General features: G+C 52.7%; 27 protein-coding genes. 14 read left to right on the forward strand and 13 right to left on the reverse strand.

Annotated features, from left to right (window positions below):
* The first annotated feature begins 92 nt into the window (after positions 1-92).
* Entirely contained in the window at positions 93-740 is a 648-nt protein-coding gene (locus tag ACOTZP_RS10830; RefSeq protein WP_271074906.1) for an SGNH hydrolase domain-containing protein, read from the forward strand.
* 18 nt (positions 741-758) lie between these two features.
* Here the strand turns inward: ACOTZP_RS10830 and ACOTZP_RS10835 are convergent, their stop codons facing one another.
* Complete coding sequence (locus ACOTZP_RS10835) at positions 759-1,463, reverse strand: SGNH/GDSL hydrolase family protein (protein WP_271074905.1); 705 nt, start codon at positions 1,461-1,463, stop codon at positions 759-761.
* Between the two features lie 123 nt (positions 1,464-1,586).
* Between ACOTZP_RS10835 and ACOTZP_RS10840 the strand changes: the two genes are divergently transcribed.
* From ACOTZP_RS10840 to ACOTZP_RS10860, 5 genes are all read left to right on the forward strand, one after another.
* Complete coding sequence (locus ACOTZP_RS10840; RefSeq protein ID WP_271074904.1) at positions 1,587-1,826, forward strand: hypothetical protein; 240 nt, start codon at positions 1,587-1,589, stop codon at positions 1,824-1,826.
* Positions 1,826-2,146 carry a hypothetical protein gene (locus ACOTZP_RS10845; protein WP_404350057.1) on the forward strand — a complete coding sequence of 107 codons (321 nt, stop codon included), beginning with the start codon at positions 1,826-1,828 and terminating at the stop codon, positions 2,144-2,146. Before ACOTZP_RS10840 ends, ACOTZP_RS10845 begins: the two co-directional genes overlap by 1 nt.
* 623 nt (positions 2,147-2,769) lie before the next feature.
* A complete protein-coding gene (locus ACOTZP_RS10850; RefSeq protein WP_271074902.1) occupies positions 2,770-2,922 on the forward strand; it encodes a hypothetical protein in 153 nt (50 codons plus the stop codon).
* Between the two features lie 2 nt (positions 2,923-2,924).
* Entirely contained in the window at positions 2,925-3,248 is a 324-nt protein-coding gene (locus ACOTZP_RS10855) for a hypothetical protein (protein WP_003859653.1), read from the forward strand.
* 29 nt (positions 3,249-3,277) lie between these two features.
* Positions 3,278-4,204, forward strand: coding sequence for a LysR substrate-binding domain-containing protein (locus ACOTZP_RS10860; RefSeq protein ID WP_271074901.1), 927 nt, complete (start codon positions 3,278-3,280; stop codon positions 4,202-4,204).
* Between the two features lie 5 nt (positions 4,205-4,209).
* On the opposite strand, the gene ACOTZP_RS10865 is transcribed toward ACOTZP_RS10860, so the two are convergent.
* The 6 genes from ACOTZP_RS10865 to ACOTZP_RS10890 all read right to left on the reverse strand — a co-directional run bounded on the left by ACOTZP_RS10865 (position 4,210) and on the right by ACOTZP_RS10890 (position 9,819).
* A complete protein-coding gene (locus tag ACOTZP_RS10865) occupies positions 4,210-4,680 on the reverse strand; it encodes a hypothetical protein (RefSeq protein ID WP_271074900.1) in 471 nt (156 codons plus the stop codon).
* 163 nt (positions 4,681-4,843) lie between these two features.
* Positions 4,844-5,560, reverse strand: a complete 717-nt coding sequence (locus ACOTZP_RS10870) for an ABC transporter ATP-binding protein (RefSeq protein WP_032622411.1) — start codon at positions 5,558-5,560, stop codon at positions 4,844-4,846.
* A complete protein-coding gene (locus ACOTZP_RS10875) occupies positions 5,557-6,432 on the reverse strand; it encodes an ABC transporter ATP-binding protein (protein ID WP_271074899.1) in 876 nt (291 codons plus the stop codon). Before ACOTZP_RS10875 ends, ACOTZP_RS10870 begins: the two co-directional genes overlap by 4 nt.
* The gene (gene livM / locus ACOTZP_RS10880) at positions 6,429-7,703 is read right to left on the reverse strand and encodes a high-affinity branched-chain amino acid ABC transporter permease LivM (RefSeq protein WP_063146298.1); all 1,275 of its coding nucleotides are present in this window, start codon (positions 7,701-7,703) and stop codon (positions 6,429-6,431) included. Before livM ends, ACOTZP_RS10875 begins: the two co-directional genes overlap by 4 nt.
* Before the next feature lie 11 nt (positions 7,704-7,714).
* Positions 7,715-8,629 (reverse strand): ABC transporter permease subunit, encoded by a 915-nt coding sequence (locus ACOTZP_RS10885; protein ID WP_003859667.1) that lies wholly within the window; start codon positions 8,627-8,629, stop codon positions 7,715-7,717.
* 68 nt (positions 8,630-8,697) lie between these two features.
* Positions 8,698-9,819 carry a branched-chain amino acid ABC transporter substrate-binding protein gene (locus ACOTZP_RS10890; RefSeq protein WP_023300472.1) on the reverse strand — a complete coding sequence of 374 codons (1,122 nt, stop codon included), beginning with the start codon at positions 9,817-9,819 and terminating at the stop codon, positions 8,698-8,700.
* 411 nt (positions 9,820-10,230) lie between these two features.
* Between ACOTZP_RS10890 and ACOTZP_RS10895 the strand changes: the two genes are divergently transcribed.
* Positions 10,231-10,899, forward strand: coding sequence for a YecA family protein (locus tag ACOTZP_RS10895; protein WP_003859671.1), 669 nt, complete (start codon positions 10,231-10,233; stop codon positions 10,897-10,899).
* Between the two features lie 316 nt (positions 10,900-11,215).
* On the opposite strand, the gene tyrP is transcribed toward ACOTZP_RS10895, so the two are convergent.
* Positions 11,216-12,427: a tyrosine transporter TyrP gene (gene tyrP, locus ACOTZP_RS10900; RefSeq protein ID WP_032622450.1), complete on the reverse strand. Its 1,212-nt coding sequence runs from the start codon at positions 12,425-12,427 to the stop codon at positions 11,216-11,218.
* A 188-nt stretch (positions 12,428-12,615) separates the two neighbouring features.
* On the opposite strand from tyrP, the gene ACOTZP_RS10905 reads away from it, so the two are divergent.
* Entirely contained in the window at positions 12,616-12,855 is a 240-nt protein-coding gene (locus ACOTZP_RS10905) for a YecH family metal-binding protein (protein WP_271074897.1), read from the forward strand.
* Between the two features lie 36 nt (positions 12,856-12,891).
* On the opposite strand, the gene ftnA is transcribed toward ACOTZP_RS10905, so the two are convergent.
* Both ftnA and yecR read right to left on the reverse strand, forming a co-directional pair.
* Positions 12,892-13,389 carry a non-heme ferritin gene (gene ftnA, locus ACOTZP_RS10910; protein ID WP_022648525.1) on the reverse strand — a complete coding sequence of 166 codons (498 nt, stop codon included), beginning with the start codon at positions 13,387-13,389 and terminating at the stop codon, positions 12,892-12,894.
* A gap of 200 nt (positions 13,390-13,589) precedes the next feature.
* Positions 13,590-13,928: a YecR family lipoprotein gene (gene yecR, locus ACOTZP_RS10915; protein ID WP_045622428.1), complete on the reverse strand. Its 339-nt coding sequence runs from the start codon at positions 13,926-13,928 to the stop codon at positions 13,590-13,592.
* A gap of 245 nt (positions 13,929-14,173) precedes the next feature.
* Here yecR and ACOTZP_RS10920 point away from each other — a divergent pair, with 245 nt between their 5' ends.
* Complete coding sequence (locus ACOTZP_RS10920; RefSeq protein WP_003859680.1) at positions 14,174-14,812, forward strand: RpiB/LacA/LacB family sugar-phosphate isomerase; 639 nt, start codon at positions 14,174-14,176, stop codon at positions 14,810-14,812.
* Positions 14,813-14,854: 42 nt separating this feature from the next.
* Here the strand turns inward: ACOTZP_RS10920 and ACOTZP_RS10925 are convergent, their stop codons facing one another.
* Entirely contained in the window at positions 14,855-16,273 is a 1,419-nt protein-coding gene (locus tag ACOTZP_RS10925) for an MFS transporter (protein WP_032676179.1), read from the reverse strand.
* Positions 16,274-16,486: 213 nt separating this feature from the next.
* Here ACOTZP_RS10925 and azuC point away from each other — a divergent pair, with 213 nt between their 5' ends.
* A complete protein-coding gene (gene azuC, locus ACOTZP_RS10930) occupies positions 16,487-16,570 on the forward strand; it encodes a stress response protein AzuC (RefSeq protein WP_003859682.1) in 84 nt (27 codons plus the stop codon).
* Between the two features lie 106 nt (positions 16,571-16,676).
* Positions 16,677-16,928, forward strand: coding sequence for a DUF2766 family protein (locus ACOTZP_RS10935; protein WP_003859683.1), 252 nt, complete (start codon positions 16,677-16,679; stop codon positions 16,926-16,928).
* 80 nt (positions 16,929-17,008) lie between these two features.
* Here ACOTZP_RS10935 and ACOTZP_RS10940 read toward each other — a convergent pair whose 3' ends face one another.
* Both ACOTZP_RS10940 and ACOTZP_RS10945 read right to left on the reverse strand, forming a co-directional pair.
* Positions 17,009-18,352 carry an anaerobic C4-dicarboxylate transporter gene (locus tag ACOTZP_RS10940; protein ID WP_271074896.1) on the reverse strand — a complete coding sequence of 448 codons (1,344 nt, stop codon included), beginning with the start codon at positions 18,350-18,352 and terminating at the stop codon, positions 17,009-17,011.
* A 577-nt stretch (positions 18,353-18,929) separates the two neighbouring features.
* Positions 18,930-19,433 (reverse strand): non-heme ferritin-like protein, encoded by a 504-nt coding sequence (locus ACOTZP_RS10945; protein ID WP_022648520.1) that lies wholly within the window; start codon positions 19,431-19,433, stop codon positions 18,930-18,932.
* A 504-nt stretch (positions 19,434-19,937) separates the two neighbouring features.
* On the opposite strand from ACOTZP_RS10945, the gene ACOTZP_RS10950 reads away from it, so the two are divergent.
* The 3 genes from ACOTZP_RS10950 (at position 19,938) to araG (ending at position 23,386) form a co-directional block, all read left to right on the forward strand.
* Positions 19,938-20,495: a DJ-1/PfpI family protein gene (locus tag ACOTZP_RS10950; RefSeq protein WP_271075248.1), complete on the forward strand. Its 558-nt coding sequence runs from the start codon at positions 19,938-19,940 to the stop codon at positions 20,493-20,495.
* A 315-nt stretch (positions 20,496-20,810) separates the two neighbouring features.
* Positions 20,811-21,800 (forward strand): arabinose ABC transporter substrate-binding protein AraF, encoded by a 990-nt coding sequence (gene araF / locus ACOTZP_RS10955; RefSeq protein ID WP_023300466.1) that lies wholly within the window; start codon positions 20,811-20,813, stop codon positions 21,798-21,800.
* A 71-nt stretch (positions 21,801-21,871) separates the two neighbouring features.
* The gene (araG, locus tag ACOTZP_RS10960) at positions 21,872-23,386 is read left to right on the forward strand and encodes an L-arabinose ABC transporter ATP-binding protein AraG (protein ID WP_023300465.1); all 1,515 of its coding nucleotides are present in this window, start codon (positions 21,872-21,874) and stop codon (positions 23,384-23,386) included.
* Positions 23,387-23,393 lie beyond the last annotated feature (7 nt).

Here is a 23,393-nt window from a genome sequence, read left to right on the forward strand (position 1 = left end):
TCGCTCAGGCCGCATGACTATAACGGTGGGTTACCGCCAAACGAATCGGAAAACCGATACTGGAAAAAATCTAAAGCCGTGGCCAGTTTTAGTTGACCACTACATACGCAGGCGCTCTTTATCCAGGTCTCGTTGCACTTCAGAAGAGTGATCACCACAAATTTTCTATCGAGCAGTTTACTGATGGAAATGGTGCGCCTTTCTTCCGTAACGCCACCCTGGCTGATAATAAAAAAGACATGATTACCGTCAATCAGGAGAAGCTTGATATCGTTGCAGCGATGAAGCCTCAGCGCGTTGTGATAACCTGGATGATGACAGGTGTTAACTCAATTCAGATCCCTCAGGAAGCGGTTGCAGGTATTCTTGATACCATAAATCTTATAAAGAGGGTTTCCCCGGAATCGAAAATCATTGTTATCGGTCCGGTGCCACAGTGGAAACAAAATCTTGTTGCTGTAATGCTGAAGTACTGGGATGAGTTTCATACTTACCCGCCAAAGTATATGGACTTTGAACTTGATAAAAGCATGTTCACATGGGATGAGGCGCTCAAATCTGGCCTTGAGCCTCATGGGGTGAAGTACATTTCTGCCCTCAATGAGATGTGTAACGAGCAGGGATGTATAACCAGGGTCGGTGACGGGGTGAAAGACTTATCTGCCGCTGACTGGGGACACCTTACCCCCGCATCTTCTGCATATCTTGTCGATAAGATTAAAGGTCAGCTTCTGAATTAGAATAGGGGCCTCTGGCCCCTACTTGAAGTAGTTGTAATATACGGAATATGGGAAGCTAGCCATAGCTTTATTAAGCTCATCTTTCCATAATGCGTAAGCCTTACCGTTAAGATGGGTTGAGTCTGGGAGCGAGTATTCAGGCTTGATCCCATTCTCTCCTATGACACCTGCCGGGAGTGGAACTACAACGCAGTTTTTAAACTTCGCGCAGGTCAGCTTGATTTTATAGTCTGCAAGCGGAGCGTCTTTTGCGATGTGAGTTATCTTATCCCTGTTCGGCACGAAGACCTGAGAGACATACAGCTTCTTCGACTTCGGAGCTGCATACTCAATCATCTCGACTATCTCGTCACCAACCTGCGATCCGATCTCACCCATCAATAAATTATTCGTGCCAGACTCAATGAACACGGCCCGATACCTGCCTAAGTCCTCGCCCTTAACCCTGGCTTTAATTCCGTGAACTGTATCCCCACCAATGCCAGCATTTACATAGTCAAAATGTAATCCGTTTGGGTTGAGACCCTGAGTTATGGAGTCTCCAAACATGATGATCGTCTTACTGGCTTCCTCATCATCAATCTGCGAAAGTCTCATGTGAATCAGTTTATTGGTGACACCGTAAAAACTTCCTGCTGATTCATCGCCTTTGAAATCAGTGTACATGTCTGCGTGAGCAAAAAAACTGGCTGAAAGAGCAACCATAGTTAAAATTTTGAGCATGTAATCTCCTTATGAAGAAATTTTAACCCCAACAAGCATTTAAACTCAATGAATAGTTAAGGGTTGAATTTCCTATAAAGTAGCTACACTGTATGTATGTACAGTATTTGTTGTGAGGAAAATATGCCCCGCCAAGCAGACATCAAAGCCGCCTTTACTGAGGCTATACAGCAGAATATAAAAGGCTATCTCTGTCTTCGAACAGACGTATTCATTTTCAAGTTAAGAGAGAAGAACTGGCACTTCAGTCGTGGCGATGCAAACGCATGGATTGAACGTAACCAGCCTGACTTCGCCGACAAAACTACAGACGGAAGCGATAACCGTTATTGGATATTGCGAAACATGGAGAGGGTTTTCTGATGGGGTTTCCTTCACCTGCTATGGATTACCAGGAACAACGATTGACCATCGATCTGCTGTGCGGAATTGACGGGAATTGCAGGGTAATAGAAACGTCATGCGGCTGGGCTGTCATTAACGTTGCCATGAGGCCAGAGCAGGGCGATACGCTACTGGTAAGAATGGATAACAGGAACGAGTTTGCAAAGCTATACGGGTCGGCATTGATCACTGAAGATGGTGAAGCTATAGAAGGCGACGCGCTGGATGACGTGGAGGTTTTTGGCGTGCTGACGCATAGTCTTAACAGGATCGGGAACGATGATTGCCCAGCTATTTAAAGCAGGGTTAAGCCATCATTTCACCATCGTTTCGCCATCTTAATTTTACGGCAACAAAAAACCAGCCATAAGAGGTTGGTTTTCAATATGTTTTTGGTCGGCACGAGAGGATTTGAACCTCCGACCCCCGACACCCCATGTTGGTGCGCGGCACGAAAAAGTTTCGCCATTATGACTTTTCGATACCCGTAAGTAGTTGATTCTTCTGATCTAAAAATTATGAATTAATGGCGAAAAATAAGCGTATGTGTTTGATTATTATAGATAACACGCGTGATTTAAAATCCCTCGGCGTTCGCGCTGTGTGGGTTCAAGTCCCACTCCGGCTACTATGGGAACAGCAGAATAATCAAAGCAATAAGTAGTGTCGTGAAACCACCGAAAGGTGGTTTTTTTGTGCCTGCAATTCCCCCTTCCTGACAACAAATCTTATTTTTCGTGCCTGACCCATGCACAACCATAATTTTTCGATCATTATGCGTTGAGGGCGTTTCCTTATCGCGTAAATTCTTATATCTCCGTTTCATCGATTGCCCTGCGGCAGCTTCGCAGATAACTTCATTTGGATTTTCCTTAGAAAAAGTGGAAGAGCTTGCAAATGGGCTGGGCAAGGGTATCAACAAATGATCAAAACATTGTTCTCCGGCGACAAGCTCTCGAACGGACAGGATATGAACTACGGTTGGCAAGAGGCATCTAAAACGGCAATGGCGCTGGATTTGACCACTGGGAGCATTACGGGATGGCAGATGTACCAGATAGCTAAAGAGAATTGATTATGTCACAAGAATTAGAATTTTCGCTTCATCCACCCGTTTGGCCTGCCATCGTCTATTTTGTTGTATCTGTTGCAATTTTTTTCTTGCTTTATCTCGGGAAACTAAAAGTTAACAGGCTGCATAAATACCCGCTATTTATCGCATATATGGTGTTTGTAATCGCTGTTGCAGCCGTTCAGATAAACATCTTTGCTAATGGCTACGAGTTTGTCCGCAGCTTTTTGCATATCGATTTTGACCCATATCGATATGACTCGGTATATTGGGGATCATTGTTTTTCTCCATAATTTACTTGCTGGCGTTGCCCCGGAACAAGTTTTAGCATAATGAAATTTTCATTTAAGGGACGTTATGTCTTTACCGCCATTGTATGCACTGCGTGCGTTTGAAGTTGCTGCGCGGTTGAACTCCTTCAGTAAAGCCGCTGAAACGCTCAATATTACGCCGGGTGCGGTCAGCAGACATGTTCGTACCCTTGAACTGTGGTTCGACTGCGAGCTTTTCAAAAGGCAAGGTCCTCGCGTGGAGGTCACTGAAGCCGGGCGAGTGCTTGCCGGACAGCTGAACGAGAGCTTCACGAGCATTGAATGGGCCTGCCGGGCATTTCGCAGTGAAAATCATCTGCTGCGGTTAAAAGCACCCAGCACCCTGACCATGAGATGGCTTCTCGACGTGCTGCGATCTTTTCGCAACAACCATGCAAAACCACAGGTTGAGATTGCCAGCGTCTGGATGGACATTGACACCGTTGATTTCAATCTTGAGCCCTACGACTGCGCCATCCTTCTTGGTAATGGCCGTTTTGGTGACACAACGGAAAGTCAGCTGCTTTTTCATGAATGGCTTATCCCGGTTTGTACTCCATCACTTATCGAACCGGCCCGGCAACGGCTTCCGCAATGTGATTTGATCCATCCTTCACCGGACAGACGTGACTGGCGGCGCTGGCTGCGAAGAACAGGATTGTTTCCGGGGCTCGATATGAGCAGCGGCATGGTGTTCGATACCCTTGAACAGGGAAGTATCGCCGCGATGAACGGGCACGGCATCGCTATCGCCGACCTGCATCTCACGCTTGATGCCCTGAAAAGCGGCCTGCTGGGCCTGCCGTTCAGGGAAGCTATCGCGACGGGAGATGGTTACTACCTCGTCTGGCCAAAAAATTCGCTCAAAAGAGAGAGCATCCAGCACCTTCTGGGCTGGCTGCAAAACCATACCCCGGTCGTTCCGGCTCTGGATATCGATTACCTGGAATACGATGAAAGCCGGGTTTATTAATACCGTTATGAGTAAGAGATGTTGGCCATCTTTTTATAGCGTTCTGGCAAAGCGCTGTTCAGGCTGAGTACCTTATCCAGAATATAAAATGCTGGCGTGTTTTTCTGCTGCTCAGCGTCAATAATTGCACCGCGTAATATCGTGGCGGCAGACGAGATCCTGTGAAAATATTCTTCAGTCTCAGGCGTCTGTAATTCACCCGACGTGGCGTAACGCACGTGCGGCCAGCCGGAGAAGTCGAGCAGCGGAAGGGGCTTTCCTGCTTCAGGATGACAGGCTGAAATCAGCGCAGCCGCTTGCTTAGGGTCGCGATGGGCAACGGACAGCATGTATACGCGCTGCGAAAACGGTGACAGAGCCTCTGAGTGATGTTTCGTCGCCATAAGCATGGCCATAAAATCCTCTAAATCATCGGCTGAATTGGTGTCAGGTGGTAATACAGTTTTCATTAACTGATATAACGCATCAAGTGTCATATTTGCCCCGGATCCTCTTATCATTATTATTCAGTTTGCGGCTGAACGTTTTATCGACCCGCGCAAAGGCGGGTCGTAAAGATGATATTTGAATGCGGTCGCATCAGAAAAACGATTAATAATGGCAATCACTGTGAGTTTTTCTCACTATAGCCTCCAGGCTTCACACGCCGCCCAGGTACGCCTTCCTCACCTCCGGATCCTTTAGCAACGCCTCGCCGCTGCCGCTTAACCGAATCTGCCCGTTAACCATCACATAGCCGCGGTCGGACAACTTCAGCGCGTGGTGGGCATTCTGCTCGACCAGAAAAATCGTCATTCCGTTACGGGCCAGTTCGCGCAGCGTCTGGAAGATCTGTTTAACCACGATTGGTGCGAGGCCGAGGCTGGGTTCATCCAGCAGCAGAAGTTTAGGACGGCTCATCAGTGCCCGGGCAATAGCCAGCATCTGCTGTTCACCGCCGGAGAGCGTCATCGCCCGCTGGTTACGCCGCTCCTTGAGGCGAGGGAAGAGGTCGAACATGCTTTGCATATCTTCAGCTGCATGCTGATTGCCGACGGGGATTGTCCCCATCAGCAGGTTCTCTTCTACAGACATATCCGGGAAAATGCGTCGTCCCTCAGGTGCCTGCGCGATGCCGCCGGTGGCAACATAGTGGGTGGATTTGTGGCTGATATCCTCGCCGCAGAAGAGGATCTGCCCGTTGCGGATCCGGGGCTGACCAAAGACAGACATCAGTAATGTTGACTTCCCCGCGCCATTAGCGCCAATCAGGGCCACGGTTTCCCCTTTGTTTACCTCAAGTGAAACCTGCTTCAACGCCTGGATCACCCCGTAAAAAACGTCCACATTATGAAATTGAAGCATCGGTGCGCTCACAGATTTACCTCGGTTTCGTCGGTGCCCAGATACGCGGCAATCACTTTTTCATTGTGCTGGATCTCAGCCGGTTTACCTCTGGCAATCACATCGCCGTGATCGAGCACAATGATGTCATCTGAAATGCCCATCACCATCCCCATATCATGCTCGATCAGCAAAACCGTGATGTCGTGGTGGTCGCGCAGGAACCGGATGATCTCGCTCAGCTTGTGCGTCTCCACCGGGTTCAGGCCGGCAGCAGGTTCATCGAGACAAATCATCTCCGGGCCGGTGCACATGGCGCGGGCGATTTCGAGGCGTCGTTGCTGGCCATAGGACATTTCCCCGGCCAGACGGTTCGCGCAATCTACCAGATCCACCACCTCCAGCCAGTAAAACGCCCGGCCCAGCGCCTCGTTCTCTGCCCGACGATACGCAGGGGTGTTCAGCACCCCCGCCAGCAGATTGCGGTTGACGCGCATGTGCTGTGCCACCAGCAGGTTTTCCACAACGGACATCTCGCGGAACAGGCGGATGTTCTGAAACGTGCGCGCAAGACCCGCGCGGTTCACCAGATGCGTGCCGCCAAACATCTTATAGAACAGGCGTTGACCAAGCTGCGCCGGGCTGAGCCAGTCGCCCGGCTGGAGTTTCTGGCCGAGCACCTGAATGACATTGGTGGTTTTATTTCGTGCATTGAACAGAATGTTGCCGCCGGAGGCCCGGTAGAAACCGGTCAGGCAGTTAAAGACGGTTGTTTTTCCCGCGCCGTTAGGCCCAATGAGTGCAGTAATAGAGCCGCGCTGCACCTCAAAATTGACGTCGTTTAAGGCCTTGATCCCGCCGAAGTGCATCATCAGATGTTCTACACGCAAAATCGTTACGTTCATGGCGCCACTCCTTTACGCACGGCAAATCCGCTGCGGTTGATGCGGATCAGACCGCGAGGACGCCAGATCATCATCACCACCATCAGCATGCCAAACAGTAGCACGCGGTATTCCGCAAAGCTGCGCAGCAGTTCCGGCGTGACGGTCAGCACAAAGGCGGCCAGTACGACGCCGACGGTGGAGCCCATCCCGCCCAGGACCACAATCGCGAGGATGAGGGCCGATTCAAAAAAGGTGAAAGAGGTGGGGTTAACAAACCCCTGCCAGGTGGCAAAAAACACCCCGGCGATACCTGCCGTCGATGCGCCCAGGGTGAAGGCCGAGAGTTTGACCAGAACGTGGTTGAGCCCCATGGAACGGCAGGCAATCTCATCCTCACGGAGCGCTTCCCACGCCCGTCCAATGGGCATTCGGGTCAGCCGGTGTTTAATGTACAGCACCAGCATGACTACCAGGAAAAGCACTGCATAGATGAAAATAAACTTCATGTTGGGGTTATAGGTCAGGCCGAAGAACTCGTGGAAAGGGACGCCGCCTTCTTTGGCGCGTCGGCCAAACTCCAGGCCAAAAAAGGTCGGGGCAGGGGCTGAAACGCCGTTAGGCCCGCCGGTGAAGGTAAGCCAGTTGTTCAGCACCAGACGGATGATCTCGCCAAACCCGAGCGTGACGATGGCGAGATAATCCCCGTGCATGCGCAACACCGGAAAGCCGAGCAGGGCGCCCGCGCCCGCAGCCATTAGCGCCGCCAGCGGCAGCATGCTCCAGAACCCAAGCCCCAGATACTGATACCCGAGCGCCAGCCCGTAAGCGCCGATGGCATAGAAGGCGACATAACCCAGATCCAGCAGCCCTGCCAGGCCAACGACAATGTTCAGCCCAAGACCGAGCAGGACGTAGATCAGTCCGAGTATAGCGACCGTCAGAACGTATTTTGTGGCCACAAACGGGAAGCAGATCGCCAGCGTGACAATCAGCGGAATGATCCAGCGCATGCGGCTTTTATACGCCGGTGGCCGGACATACACCCCCGCATTGTCGGATTCAAACCGCGCCTGTAAACGTCTTCCGGCCGCCGTAGCTGAAAAGGCGCTCAGCAAAAAGCGTCCCAGCATCACCGTGCCTACAATCCACGCCAGCCGCTGGCCGTCAAAGTTAAAGCTGTAACCATCCAGTATCACGCCCGCAATCGGGCCGAAAATAATCAGGGCGATCATTCCGGAAAAAATCGCGTCCAGAATGCAGCGCTTCAGGGAAAAGCCGTCAGAGGTCATCGCGTTGTTCCTTACACTTTAGCCACGACAGGGCGGCCCAGCAGCCCCTGAGGACGGAAGATCAGGATTAATACCAGCAATCCAAACGAGAACACGTCTTTATAATCCGAGTTCACCATCCCGGAGAATTGCGCTTCTGCGACGCCCAGAATCAGCCCGCCAAGCATCGCACCGGGCAGAGAGCCGATGCCGCCCAGCACCGCCGCCGTAAAGGCCTTGATGCCGATAACGAACCCGACGTAAAAATCAAAGGTGCCGTAATTCATGGTGATCAGCACGCCCGCCAGCCCGGCCATGGCTGCGCCGATAACAAACACCAGCGAAATAATTCTGTCGGTGTTGATACCCAAAATGGAGGCCATCTTACGATCCTGCTGCACCGCACGGCACATGCGCCCTAAGCGGGTACGGTTGATAATCCAGGTCAGCACCAGCATGCCCGCGAACGAGGCGATGAGAATAAAGACTTTGGTATAGGTTATCTGGACAAACCCTTCGCCGAGGTGAAAACGCAGCACGCCATCCAGCATGGTCGGTACGCCCTGCTGCCGCGGGCCCTGACTGAGCTGGACGTAGTTTTGCAGTATCAACGACATCCCGATGGCCGAAATCAGCGGCGCCAGACGCGTCGAATTGCGTAGCGGCTTATAGGCGATGCGCTCAATCGTCCAGCCATAAACGCCGGTGACCACGATGGTGAAAACCAGGGTTCCCAGGATCAGCAGCGGAAAGGAGTGGAGTCCAAAAAACGCCAGCAGGGCCAGGCCAATGGCCGAGAGATAGGCGGAGATCATATACACTTCGCCGTGGGCGAAATTGATCATACCGATGATGCCGTACACCATGGTGTAGCCGATGGCGATAAGACCATAGACCGAACCCAGCGTTAAGCCATTAATTAATTGTTGCAGGAAGAATGTACTCATGGTCGCGCACCTGAATAAAGGGTTACGCCGACAGTCAGACCTGCCGGCGTTGAGCAGATTCCGTCCCGTTATGGCACTTCTTTATATTTGCCTTTGTCGTCCCACTGGTAGACCACGTAGTCAGACACTTTGAGGTCACCTTTGCTGTCCCAGGCTTTTTTACCCATCACCGTGTCGACAGGGTTGGCCTTCAGCCACTCGCTGGCTTTTGCGGAATCCGTCCCTTTCGTGGCCTTGAATGCCGCTGCGATAGCCTGCACAGACGCATAGGCGTAGAGGGTGTATCCTTCTGGTTCAAATTTACCGGCGCGGAATTTCTCGATGACGGCTTTTCCGTCCGGGATCAGGCGCGGGTCTTTACCGAAGGTCATGTAAATACCGTTGGTGTACTGCGCCCCACCGGCGGCGGTGACCATCTCTTCATTGACGATACAGTCTCCCGAGAAGAACTTCGCCTGCACGCCCTGTTCACGCATCTGGCGAACCAGCGGGCCCGCTTCCGGGTGACAGCCCCCGAAGAACACCACGTCTGGTTTTTGTGCGCCAATTTTGGTCACCAGCGCGTTAAAGTCTTTCTCCCCGCGGGACAACCCTTCGTACATCACTTCCTTAACGCCGCGTTTCGCCAGCGCCGCTTTAGTGGCGTCCGCCAGCCCCTGACCGTAGGTGTCTTTATCGTGGATGATGACGACCCGTTTGGCTTTCAGCTTATCAAGAATAAAATCGCTGGCGACCTGGCCCTGCTGGTCGTCACGTCCGCACATGCGGAACATATCGCTCATGCCCCGCTCGGTAATAAGCGGGTTCGTTGAGCCGGGGGTGATGGAGAGGATCCCGGCATCGCTATAGACCTCGGAGGCGGGCATGGTCGACGAGGAGCAGAAGTGGCCGACGACCGCTTTCACTTTATCCTGATCGACTAAGCGGTTGGCGACGGCAACGGCCTGTTTGGGTTCGCAGGCGTCATCGCCCTGAACCAGTTTGATTTTCTCACCGTTGATCCCGCCAGCGGCGTTAATGTCTTCCGCCGCCTGCGTAGCGCCATGCCAGTATTGATCGCCATAGGTTGCGTTCGGGCCTGTGAACGGCCCGGCCACGCCGATCACGATATCGGCCTGTGCAGAAAAGGCCGTCACCAGACAACCGGCCAGCAACAGGGAGAGGGGAGTTTTGGTAAATTTCAGCGACATTATTATGTTCCTTAGCAAAGAGGTTTTTGCACCAGGTATAAACCCGAACGCCTGATGGCATCGTAAATCCAAAAACAAGAGCGAGAACAAAATGCACTTTAGAAGCAATCTCGTGCTTAATACGGCGAGGATCCCACGCACCGCGAAGCGCGCAGAACATTAAGCAAAAAGGTTGCCAGAATGGTTAATCCCTTGACCGGGTCACAACACGTTGAGTATAGAGCGCCGTTTTATGCGCCTTTGCGGGATGAGATGAATTTACAGCGGAGATCACATCTCCTTAACAACAAAGCCCATAAGTTGTGCAACGGTCACGATTTGCACGTTTTTGCAGCAATAAAGACCTAAACTTCAGATAGGCATGCGCGGCGATATATGTCAGGATCGTTTTTTTTATCAGGAGTATCAGCAATGGCTGAAGGCCCATTAAATGAAAGCGAGATGGCGTGGCTGGAAGAGACATTAATCTCTTACGGACACGACGATGCATCCGTGATTGACGTGTCCGAACTGGACGGCATGCTTACCGCAGTACTTTCCGGTCCCGTTGTGGTGGAGCCCGACACCTGGCTGGTGGCGGTATGGGGTGGCGAGAAGTATATTCCGCGCTGGAAAAACGATCGTGAGATGAACCGTTTTATCGATCTCTGCTTTAAGCACATGAACGATATTGCCGAGCGCCTGAGCGAATACCCGGATCAGTTTGAACCGCTGTTTGGCTATAACGACGTTGACGGTCAGAGCTATACCGTAGTGGAAGAGTGGTGCTATGGCTACATGCGCGGCGTGGCGCTGACGGACTGGTCATCCCTGCCGGAAGCGCTGGAAGCGGATCTGGCGGTGATTGCCCTGCACGGAACGGAAGAGAACAGCGAGAAGCTGGATGCGCTGACCGAAGAGGAGTATATGGCCAGCATCGAGAGCATTCAGCCTGCGGCGCTGCGTTTGTACAACTACTGGGTGGCTAATCCGCAGCAGCCGGAAGCGAAAAAGCCGATCGTGAACGGGTCGAAGGTGGGACGTAACGATCCGTGTCCGTGCGGGAGCGGGAAGAAGTTTAAGAGTTGCTGCCTGCATTAAATCATTAATTACTGTGGCCTGAATGGGGCACGGGTGTTGAGTCCCCGCTAAAATCGGCGAACCGGAGACCAGATGACAAGGGCTGGACGCCATGGATGGCGGCCAGAGGCGAATCGAGACAGGATGTCGAGTTGAGCCGACCGCAGGCAGATGGTCGGGAGGTGAGCGCAGTGCGAAGCACCGATTTTCCGCGGGGCCGCGGGGATTGATAAGGGGGCCGCGGCGGCCCCCTTATCCCGTTCACATGCTGTGAAAAAATCATATTCTGTTGATCTTAAGGTGAACGGAACAGTACCTCAGGACCTGTATAAATAAGTTATCCCACTTCCGGCAGCATCCCCGCTGCAATCAAAATCTGCACCAGAATAATCACCACCCCACAACCAAACACCACGCACAGCAGCGGCTTACCACCCGCCACGCGGTATCCTTGCTGCGGATGTTGCTGGCGGCTCTTCCACGCCAGCAGGGAAGGCAGCAGCAGGGCCAGTACCGATAACGCCACGCCAGCATACCCCAGCGCCATCACAAACCCGCGCGGATAAAAGAGCGCGAAGGCCAGCGGCGGCAGGAAGGTCATCGCCCCCGTCTGTAAGCGTCCGGCAACGGTATTGCGACGCTGGAACAGATCCGCCATATAGTCAAACAGGCCAAGCGCCACGCCGAGGAAGGAGGTTGCCAGCGCCAGGTCTGCAAACAGATGTACCGCCAGCTCCACGTGTGAAGAGGCCACCACGTTACGCAGGGCAACCAGGAATCCATTCAGACCAGAATGCTCTGCCATCAGGCCGATAAAGGTGGTGGAATCAATACTGCCCAGCGTCACCAGCTGCCAGAACAGGTAAGCAATCAACGGAATGGCGCTGCCGATCACAAAGACGCGGCGCAGCTTGCGAATATCCCCGTTCATATAGCTCACGATGCTCGGCACGCTGCCATGAAAACCGAAAGAGGTGAAAATCACCGGGATGGCCGAAAGCGCCAGACCTTTCTCCAGCGGGAGGGAGAGCAGGTTAACCTTGTGCACATGCGGTGCCAGCAGCACCAGCATCACAACAAGGAAGAGAATTTTGGCGCTGAACAAAAAACGGTTAAACAGATCGACCAGCGACGTGCCCGCACAAACCACACCGCCACCGATCAGCGTAAAGACAATGGCGCCTGTTTCCGGTGAAAGCGACGCACCGAAGCCGTCATTGATACTTGACGCAATTAGCTCCCCGGCGCCGCTGATGTAGGCGGCGGTCAGCGCGTACATCAGGAACATCATGCTGAAACCGGTGATCCACTGCCCGTAGCGTCCAAGATAGCGTGCAGCCAGGGAGCCTAAGCCGGTATCGGCAGGGACATGTTGATAAACCTCCAGCAATAATAGCGCGGTGTAACACATCAGGGCCCAAAGACCGCCCAGCAGCACTACGGTAACCCCAAACCCGACGCCGGCGGCAGCCAACGGCATGGCCAACATTCCTGCGCCAATTGTCGTTCCGGCGACGATAAAAATACTTCCCAGAGTTCTGTTCTTCACGCTTTCCTCTACAACGCTTCCATACCGCGACTCATTCTGCGGCGCAGAGTAAGGGAAAAGCACCATCTCGTCAAATCACCGTTACATAGGGTGTAATGATTAATTTACAAAAAGAAAGGGGGAACCTGCGCCAGCGCAAAGCGTGCCGTGGAGGGAGCATTTAGTCTGCTTTTTATTTGCGAGAGGTAATGATGTCAATTCACGGACACGACGTGCTGAATATGATGATTGAGTCAGGTGAGCGTTATACGAAGGAGAGTCTGGTTGAGGCGATACATGCCCGCTTTGGCGAAGCGGCGCGTTTCCATACCTGTTCAGCTTCGGAAATGACAGCCGCGGAGCTGGTGGCGTTTCTGGCGGCGCGCGGAAAATTCATTCCGGCAGCAGACGGATTTTCCACGCACGAAAGTAAATTTTGCCGTCATTGAATAAAGCGGTGCTGAAAACTCAGCACCGCTTTTCTATTAATTCTGCGTGTCGAGCGTCGACAGCTCTTTATCAATGAAGTACAGACCTTCCCCGGATTTACCTGCCAGAGATAATTTATCCAGCACGGATTTAAACAGCTTCTCTTCTTCGTGCTGTTCAGCCACATACCACTGAAGGAAATTAAAGGTTGGATAATCCTGACTGGTCATGGCGGCATGAGCCAGTTCATTAATTTTCTGGGTGATCAGCTGTTCGTGCTCATAGGTGGCACGGAACAGTTCATCAAGAGAGCCGTACTCGGCGAAAGGCGATACCACGTTATCAATGCGCGGCAGGCTGCCGGTGTCCGTCAGGTAATCAAACAGACGCTGCATGTGCGTCATCTCTTCCTGGGCATGACGACGCAGGAAGGCGGCAGCCCCTTCAAAGCTGTGATAGCTGCACCAGGCGCTCATCTGCTGATAAAGCAGGGAAGAAAATAGCTCAAGATTCATTTGCGCATTGAGCTTGTCGATCATTTCAGTTTTTAACATGGTGCAGCTCCGGTTTATTAATTCTGGTTCACGATGAGCGACACTATAATTTGTTATTTAATTATTTGCAAAAAGTAAAATAAATATTTATTTATTAAAAATACGAATGGGAATAAAACGCATTGCCGCCATTTGTATTTATTAATGAGAATTATTTTTGTTCTTATTAAATAAACTGCCAGCGTGACTGGCAGTCGCGGTTAATACCACGGATTCTGGCTGGAAGAGGTAACGGCATATCCCTGACATTTATACTGAATGGTCACACTTTCGTTCAGACAGAATGAACCGCTGATCAGGGTGCAGGTTTTAATCGGCTGCCCGTAGGCTGACGCGGAGGCGTAGCCCATGTGTTGGCAGGCCTTTGTTGCCGTACCGTTATTAACATAGTCATCAGACCAGGCGTTTTGCAGCATGGCCTGGCCATAGTCGAGGCGCACAATTCCGTTTGGGGCATCCGTACTACTGACTTCTGCCTGACGGTTGATGCTGCACCCGGCGAGCAACAGGATCGTTCCGGCTATGATTACACGTTTCATGTTTCACTCTGCGTGACGGGAAATACGCCATTGTAACCAACGCGACGGGACGCAATGGCCGGAATAGCCGGAGGATCTGCCCTTTCACTCTACAACGAGCCGGGCCACCGCGCGAAATTGTGAGCGCATCTTTGTTTTTTAAAACAAGTTTTCACTTAATTTGAAAGTGTGTTTGTTTGATAGTAAGGTTAAGTTGAAAAGGTATCCACAGCGGGATCGCCCGCCATGCATTCAGGAGAGACAAGATGAAAATTGCACTGATGATGGAAAACAGCCAGGCCGCTAAGAATCCCATCATCCTTAATGAGCTGAAAGCCGTTGCTGATGAGAAAGGTTTCCCGGTCTATAACGTCGGTATGAGTGATGAGAACGATCATCATCTCACTTATATTCACCTGGGCATCATGGCGAGCATTCTGCTTAACGCAAAAGCCGTTGATTTTGTTGTCACCGGCTGCGGTACCGGGCAGGGCGCGTTAATGTCCCTGAACATCCATCCGGGTGTGATTTGCGGTTACTGCATCGATCCTGCGGATGCTTTCCTGTTCGCGCAAATCAACAACGGTAACGCGCTTTCTCTGCCGTTTGCGAAGGGCTTCGGCTGGGGGGCAGAACTGAACGTACGCTTTATCTTTGAGAAAGCGTTTACCGGACGCAATGGCGAAGGCTATCCACCAGAGCGTAAGGAGCCGCAGGTGCGTAACGCCGGTATTCTGAACCAGGTGAAAGCGGCGGTGGTAAAAGAAAACTATCTGGATACCCTGCGTGCAATCGATCCTGAGCTGGTTAAAACCGCCGTCTCAGGCCAGCGCTTCCAGCAGTGCTTCTTCGAGAACTGCCAGGACAAAGAGATCGAAGCCTTCGTGCGCGGTATTGTTGGCTGATTTCCTTTGCCGGGCGGTGCGTTGCCCGCCCGGCACAGAGCCTTACTTTTTCGATGATACCGCGCTGCCTGCATTTTTGGTCAGACGCAGCGTGTCAACCATTCCCACCAGGCAGATCAGCGCGATCGCCACAAATGCCAGCCGGAAGCTCATTCCCGGCATGCCGGCAATCCCCATCGTCTCACTGACTTTTTCCCCGATACGAATACCAATTGCCCCGAGCGTGATCCCAAGTCCCACGGCAAGCTGCGTTGCGGTTGAAAACAGCGTATTGGCATAGCTCATCTGCGCAGAGGGTACATCCGCAAAGGCCAGCGTACTGATGGCTGTAAACTGGATCGAACGAAAAACGCCACCCAGATAGAGGATCAGCATGACGAGCCACACAGGAGTCTGCGGCGTAAGAAAGGCGCAGGCCAGCAGCGCCAGGACATTCAGTGAACCGTTAATCAGCAACAGCCGCTTAAACCCCAGGCTGCGGATCAGGGGCGTCGTCGCCGGTTTAATGGTGAGATTGCCTACGAAAACGGCCAGCACCAGCAGGCCAGAATGGAACGCGTCCATGCCAAAGCCGACCTGGAACATCAGCGGTAACAGGAACGGAACCGCGCTGATGGAGGCGCGAAACAGCGATCCGCCGTACAGGGTGACGCGAAACGTCGGCACTTGCATCGCATCGAGCCTGATCATCGGCCAGGTTGCCCGCTTAAAGTGGCGCAGCGCCAGGCTCAACGCGGCGACACCGACGATAAACAGCGTGGCGGTTAATCCTGTCCGCAGAGGCTCTGCGCCCATCAACTCCATCGCATAAACCAGGCTCACCATGGCAAGGGTGGTGACCACAAAACCCGGTAAATCAAACGGTCGGCGCGTATCTTCATGCAGGTCTGGAATGATTCGCAGTGCCAGCAAAATGGCGATTATCCCCAGCGGCACGTTAATAAAGAAGATCCAGCGCCAGTCGGCATAGCTTGTAATGAACCCGCCCAGCGGCGGGCCGATGATCGGCGCGACCAGCGCAGGCCACGTCAGGGTGGCGATTGCCGTGATGAGCTGATGCTTTGGCGTTGTACGTAACACGGCCAGGCGACCCACAGGCACCATCAGCGCGCCACCCATGCCCTGGAAGACGCGCATTGCGACAAACTCCTCGAGCGTGGTGGACAGGCCGCAAAATACCGAGGCCAGCGTGAAGATCGCCAGCGCGAGGGCAAATACTTTTCGCGCGCCGAAGCGGTCGGCGATCCAGCCGCTGGCGGGGATCAGCACGGCAAGGGTGATCAGGTAGGCGCTGATGCCGATATTCAGATCCACGGCCTGTACGCCGAAGCTTTTTGCCATATCCGGCAATGCGGTGGCGATCACCGTCCCGTCCAGAAACTCCATAAAGAAAGCACCGGCCACCAGCAGTGCCGCAGGCGATAATCCACGGCTCTCTTTGCCGGATACGTTTTCACTCATTCTCTTCCTGCCCGCTCAAAAAATTTTATAAAAATTTACTGGAATTTATAAGTCTGTAACGTGCGGATTTATCATGCCTTTTTTAACAAACCGGCAGCACTGAGGGTTTATTAACCGTGATGCAGGTCACAAAATGGTTGATTTTTGTGATGGTGGTCATATTATAAGCGTATTGATAATAACACCTGCATAACACGTTACTGGAGCAACATAATGAAACTGCGCAAAATCCTGAAAAGCATGTGGGCTAACTACTGCACAACGTTTAAAGACGTCCCACCGGGTGCGATGTTCTGATAAAAAAACCTGCTTCGGCAGGTTTTTTTATGTCTGCGGACGACGAGAGGGAGATGGAAGGGCGTCTGTTTTGCTACTATGGCGGCCTTTGAATAAGGAGAACCCCATGTCACAAAACCTGAGCGCCGATCAGGAACTGGTATCTGACGTCGTCGCCTGCCAGCTGGTTATCAAACAAATCCTTGATGTGATTGACGTTATCGCGCCGGTTGAGGTACGCGAAAAGATGTCGACCCAGCTAAAAAACATCGATTTCACCAATCATCCTGCTGCGGCGGACCCGGTTACGCTCCGCGCGATCCAGAAAGCGATCGCGCTGATTGAACTGCGCTTCACGCCGCAGGGTGAGTCACACTAAAATAAACCGATGTTTTAAAATTAGAAACCGTTTTCTGATTTTACGTCGAAGGGCGACAGAGTCTGTCGCCCGCAGAAGGTTCAAAAGAACGTCTGCACCAGTAGATAGCTCACCACGCAGGCACAGCTGACGCCAATCAGGCCCGGCAGAATAAAGCTGTGGTTGATGATGAATTTACCGATGCGGGTGGTGCCGGAGCGATCGAATCCAATACAGGCCAGATCGCTCGGATAGGTGGGCAGCACAAAGTAGCCGTAGGAGGCCGGGAAGAAGGCCACCAGCATTTTCGGATCGATGCCTAACATCAACCCCATCGGGGCGACTGCGGTTAAGGCCGCGGCCTGGCTGTTGACCAGTTTCGACACCAGAAACAACACGATGGCATACGTCCAGGGATGACTCTTCACTACCCCCTCCAGTGCCATTTTCAGTTCGTCGAGATGCGCCTGGAAAAAGGTATCGCTCATCCATGCCACGCCAAACACCGAGAAGATGGCGACCATCCCCGCCTTAAATACCGCTCCGTTTGAAATGGCCGACGCATTAACCTTACAGGTCATCAGCATGATGGCCCCGGCAATAAGCATCATCATTTGAATGACAAGGTTCATCGACAGGGCCGTCATTTTGCCTTTGATCTCAAACGCCGGACGCAACTCGGGCAACGCACCCAGCAGGACCACAACGGCAATCCCGGCGAAGAAGATCCACGTTGACCAGTAGGCCTGTTTAGGGAAACGCTGATCCATCAACGTCTCCGTTCCCCCATAGATAAACTCCCGCTGTTTCGGATCTTTCAGCTTTTCTTGAAATTCAGGATCGTCTGCGAGGTTTTTCCCCCGGCGCAGGCTCCACAGTGCCGCAATGGCGACGCCAGACAGTGAGGCCGGTACGGAAACGGCGAGGATTTCAAGGATCCCCCACGCGTGGCCGATACCGTGCTGCGCACCCAGAATTGAGACCAGCGAAACGACGGCCACGGAAACGGGGGAGGCGGTGATCGCCATCTGTGAGGCCACCGAGGCCACCGCCATCGGCCGTTCCGGGCGAATGCCTTTTTTCAGGGCGATATCCGCGATAATGGGAAACATAGTGTAGACGACGTGGCCGGTCCCGCAGAGAGAGGTCAACATCCAGGTGGTAAACGGCGCGAGAAGGGTGATGTGCTGGGGATGTTTTCGCAGCAGGCGCTCTGCGAATTGCATCATCACGTTCAGGCCACCGGCGGTCTGTAGTGTTGCCGCGCAGCCGATGACGGCGAGGATCGTGAGCATCACGTCAACCGGCGGTTTACCGGGTTGCAGACCAAAGACAAAACTCAAAATAAACAGGCCGATGCCGCTTATCAGCCCCAGGCCCATCCCGCCGAAGCGGGTACCTACCAGCAGGCAGAGGATAATGACAATAAACTCAATGGTGATCATAATGCTCCCTCGTTAATGAATGTAATTAAACAAATCATTACACGATGTGTGGTTATTCATTGGGAGCAAGATCTGATTTGTTAAATGTCAGCAAAAGCAGGGAGTTGGCACCCACTCCCTGACGGGCTGAGGGATCCCCAGTAATTTGAAAGCAAAAGCGATAACGTTGCCTTCAGAATAACTGAAGGCTTTCAGCGATGCCTCGGTCCGGCTGTAAATCGCTGAGGCGTTTCCTGTAGGCCGGGGCGAGGCGCAGGGATGCGCCGAGAGGGCGGGCTTTACAGGGATGTTACCTCCGCCCGTCCCCGATAAGCCGGAAGGAATAAGCCGAAGGTACCGCGAAGCGGCGATTTTCCGCCGGAAGCCCGGGTCGCCAGGGTGGTGGCGACTGAGCCACCCTGGCACGTTCACCGGTTATGCCGTGACAGAGTAGCAAGGAACATAAAGTGAACGGAATGACCACCAGAGCCGTATGTTCCCCCTCACCCCAGCCCTCTCCCTCAAGGGAGAGGGGGCCGTCTGTGCAGGCATTATTTTGTGGGGAACTCTCAGCCCTGACGGGAGCGGGTGAAGGAACTTAGTGGTGTTGCACGGTAGCTATGTCGAGAAGATGGCGGTCCGTCTGCTCCAGACAGATCCCCGCGCGTTTCGCGTTGCGGATTTCGTCTGCGAGCGTTTTCAGCAGCATGCCATCCTGCTGCTGCTCTCTGTCCATATCACGTAAAAACTTGAGGGTAATGATGTCCTGTTGCGCTTTGGCTTCATCGGCCAGCTTGTTCAGCTTTGTACAGCGTTGCTCATACTCTTCAAGCGTTTTCTGGAACAGTTCCTCCAGAGAGGAGTAATTATCTTCAATCGTTTCAAGCTCTTTGACTGTGGGATTGGCGCCGATGGCTTTCAAAAAGTTAAAGACACGCATCATGTGCGTGACGTTACTTTGCGCCTGAGTACGAAAGAAGGTGGCAGTGCCGTTGAGGCTTTTTCTGGAACACCAGGCGCTCAAATGCAGATGCAGATTTGAAGCATAAAACTCCAGGTTCATCTGGGCATTCAGTTTTTGCATCATCGTTTGGGTAGTCATACTCATATCCTTATTGACTGTGGGACTTGATGTCCACTACGAAACCTGACCCGGCAGGTACTGACGATTGAATAACAGAAAAAGATTTCTGCAAGGTAAACAAACTCGAAAATTCACGTCCTGTGTTCGATTTAAATAAGCATACGCTTCTCTTGGAATTAAGAAAACTCTTAGTTGGGCTGTGTTTACCATACATTACAAATTTAAATATAGCGCAGAACAGAAAACAGGTGACGAGATATAATATTTTTTATCTTTATGTTTTTAATGATATTAAAATCAGTGCTTCCCATTTTTATCGTTTCAGGAAACCTTCTGTGGCGGGAAATTCTGTGAAAGTGTTAAATCAGAAATAATAACTGCAAATATATCCTGCTGTAGCAAATTTGAGCTAAATCAATTTTCCCGCAATATACGGTTCTGTGATCGCGTCGTAAGATTGTTATCTAACAAATCTGGAAAATGAAACGATGTTTTATATCTTTTCACCCGTAGAGGTTTATGATGACAAAAGTTGCGATGCTGCTGGCACCTGGTTTTGAAGAAGCAGAAGCGATTATCACAGTTGATATCCTGCGTCGCTTGCAGATTGAGGTGGAAACGCTGGCCTGCGCGGAGTCCCGTGCGGTAGTGAGTTACCACAATATCCCCATGGTGGCTGACAGTACATTAACGGAACGTATTAATACGCTGTATGACGCGGTCGTGTTACCCGGTGGGCCGCAGGGGAGTATCAATCTTGCGGCTAACCAGGAGGTGATACGCTTTGTTTCCGCGCATGACGAGCACGGCAAACTCATCTGCCCGATCTGCTCTGCGGCTGCGCGGGTGCTGGGCGCAAACGGGCTACTGAAGGGGCGGCGCTACGTCTGTTCCGGCGATCTTTGGCAGACCGTTGATGATGGAGTATATGTGGATGCGCCGGTCGTGGAGGATAACAACCTCATCAGCGGCAAGGGGCTGGGGCACGCTTTTGACTTTGCGCTGACGCTCTCTGCGCGTCTGCTGGGCGACGACGCCCCCGTGCGCGATCATGCTGAACACATCTATTACCGCTGGTAAATTTCTGCCGGACGCTAAGGCGTCCGGGTTACAGGGATTTCTTAGCTGACCTTATGGATAATCCTGCTTAACTCCTTTCCATTTGTAGGACAATTACGTCCTTTTTTATGTCATTTTTCGCTGAATTTATGTACGCAATTACTGTAATTCTGCGGTGTGATGTCGCTCTCTTATGGATGATTAATTTCCCGCTAAAACTATCACCAGCAATAACGCTTATGACGAGGTAAGCGCTAATGCCTTGTTTTAAGTCCGATTAAATAAGTTGTTCGCCATTATTCCCTACAGATAAGAATGCAAAAGCTGGAGTTTACCATGCACAAATTTACTAAAGCGCTGGCGGCCATCGGCCTGGCTGCCGTTATGTCACAATCCGCTATCGCTGAAAATTTAAAGCTCGGTTTTCTGGTTAAACAGCCGGAAGAACCGTGGTTCCAGACCGAATGGAAATTTGCTGATAAAGCCGGAAAAGATTTGGGATTTGAGGTAATTAAAATCGCCGTACCTGACGGCGAGAAAACGCTTAACGCCATTGATAGCCTGGCGGCGAGCGGCGCGAAAGGTTTCGTTATCTGTACGCCGGATCCAAAGCTGGGTTCAGCGATTGCCGCGAAAGCGCGCGGTTATGACATGAAAGTGATTGCGGTGGACGATCAGTTCGTGAATGCCAAAGGCAAACCGATGGATACCGTTCCGCTGGTGATGATGGCGGCCACCAAAATCGGCGAGCGTCAGGGCCAGGAGCTCTATAAAGAGATGCAAAAACGCGGCTGGGATGTAAAAGAGACCGCCGTGATGGCGATTACCGCTGACGAGCTGGATACCGCCCGTCGTCGTACCACGGGCTCAATGGACGCCCTAAAAGCGGCTGGCTTCCCGGAAAAACAAATCTACAAAGTCCCGACCAAATCCAATGATATCCCGGGCGCCTTTGATGCGGCGAACTCCATGCTCGTCCAGCATCCGGAGGTGAAACACTGGCTGGTGGTGGGGATGAACGATAACACCGTGCTGGGCGGCGTGCGTGCAACGGAAGGCCAGGGCTTTAAAGCACCGGACATTATCGGGATCGGCATCAACGGCGTGGACGCCGTGAGCGAACTGTCTAAAGCGCAGGCGACCGGCTTCTACGGCTCTCTGCTGCCAAGCCCGGATGTCCACGGCTATAAATCCAGCGAAATGCTTTACAACTGGGTGACCAAGGGGGTTGAGCCGCCGAAATTCACCGAAGTAACCGATGTGGTGCTGATCACCCGCGATAATTTCAAAGAGGAGCTGGCGAAAAAAGGACTGGGCGGTAAGTAATACGCTGTGATTGCGCCCCTCACACGCCGTGAGGGGCCTGACGTACACACTACAGGAATCACGGAGTCGTTATGCAACAGTCTGATCCGTATCTCTCTTTCCGCGGCATCGGTAAAACATTCCCCGGCGTAAACGCGCTGACCGATATCAGCTTCGACTGCTATGCCGGCCAGGTTCATGCCCTGATGGGGGAGAACGGCGCGGGAAAATCCACGCTGCTAAAAATTCTCAGCGGCAACTACACGCCCACCACCGGCACGCTGGCCATTCGCGGCGAAGAGGTGGCCTTTGCCGATACCACGGCAGCGTTAAACGCGGGCGTCGCCATCATCTATCAGGAGCTGCATCTCATTCCTGAAATGACCGTGGCGGAGAACATCTACCTGGGCCAGCTTCCGCATAAAAGCGGCGTGGTCAACCGCTCGCTGCTCAACTATGAAGCGGGCTTGCAACTCAGGCACCTTGGGCTGGATGTCGATCCACAAACGCCCCTCAAGTATCTCTCCATCGGCCAGTGGCAGATGGTGGAAATTGCCAAAGCGCTGGCGCGTAACGCCAAGATCATCGCTTTTGACGAGCCAACCAGCTCGCTCTCGGCGCGTGAAATTGAAAACCTCTTTCGCGTGATCCGCGAGCTGCGCAAAGAGGGCCGCATCATTCTGTACGTCTCCCACCGTATGGAAGAAATTTTTGCCTTAAGCGATGCCATCACCGTGTTTAAGGATGGCCGCTACGTGCGCACCTTCACCGATATGCAGCAGGTCAATCATGACCAGCTGGTGCAGGCGATGGTCGGGCGGGATCTCGGGGATATTTACCACTGGAAGCCGCGCGAGTACGGCCCTGAGCGTCTGCGTCTGGATAGCGTTAAAGCCCCAGGCGTGCGCACACCTATTTCACTCTCGGTGCGCAGCGGCGAAATCGTCGGGCTGTTTGGCCTTGTCGGGGCAGGGCGCAGCGAGCTGATGAAAGGGCTGTTTGGCGGGACGCGTATTACCCAGGGCCAGGTCTTCGTCGACGGGAAAAAGGTCGATATACAGAAGCCTGCGCAGGCGATTAACGCGGGCATCATGCTCTGTCCGGAGGATCGAAAGGCCGAAGGCATTATTCCAGTGCACTCGGTGCGCGACAACATCAACATCTCTGCCCGGCGCAAGTTCATCCGCGCGGGATGTCTGATTAACGACGGGTGGGAGGCGCGCAACGCTGATCACCATATCCGTTCGCTGAACATCAAAACTCCCGGGGCTGAACAGCTGATCATGAACCTGTCCGGCGGCAACCAGCAAAAAGCCATTCTGGGGCGCTGGCTGTCGGAAGACATGAAGGTCATTTTGCTGGATGAACCAACGCGCGGTATCGACGTGGGGGCGAAACACGAAATCTATAACGTCATCTATGAGCTGGCAAAACGCGGCGTGGCGGTGCTGTTCGCCTCCAGCGATCTGCCCGAGGTGCTGGGCGTCGCTGACCGCATTGTAGTGATGCGTGAAGGCGAAATTGCCGGTGAATTGCTGCATGAACAGGCGAATGAACAACAGGCGTTGAGTCTCGCCATGCCTAAAGTTAGCCAGGCTGTCGCCTGAGTAAGGA

Source organism: Enterobacter cloacae complex sp. SYL001, assembly GCF_049237025.1.
Taxonomy (GTDB): domain Bacteria; phylum Pseudomonadota; class Gammaproteobacteria; order Enterobacterales; family Enterobacteriaceae; genus Enterobacter; species Enterobacter intestinihominis.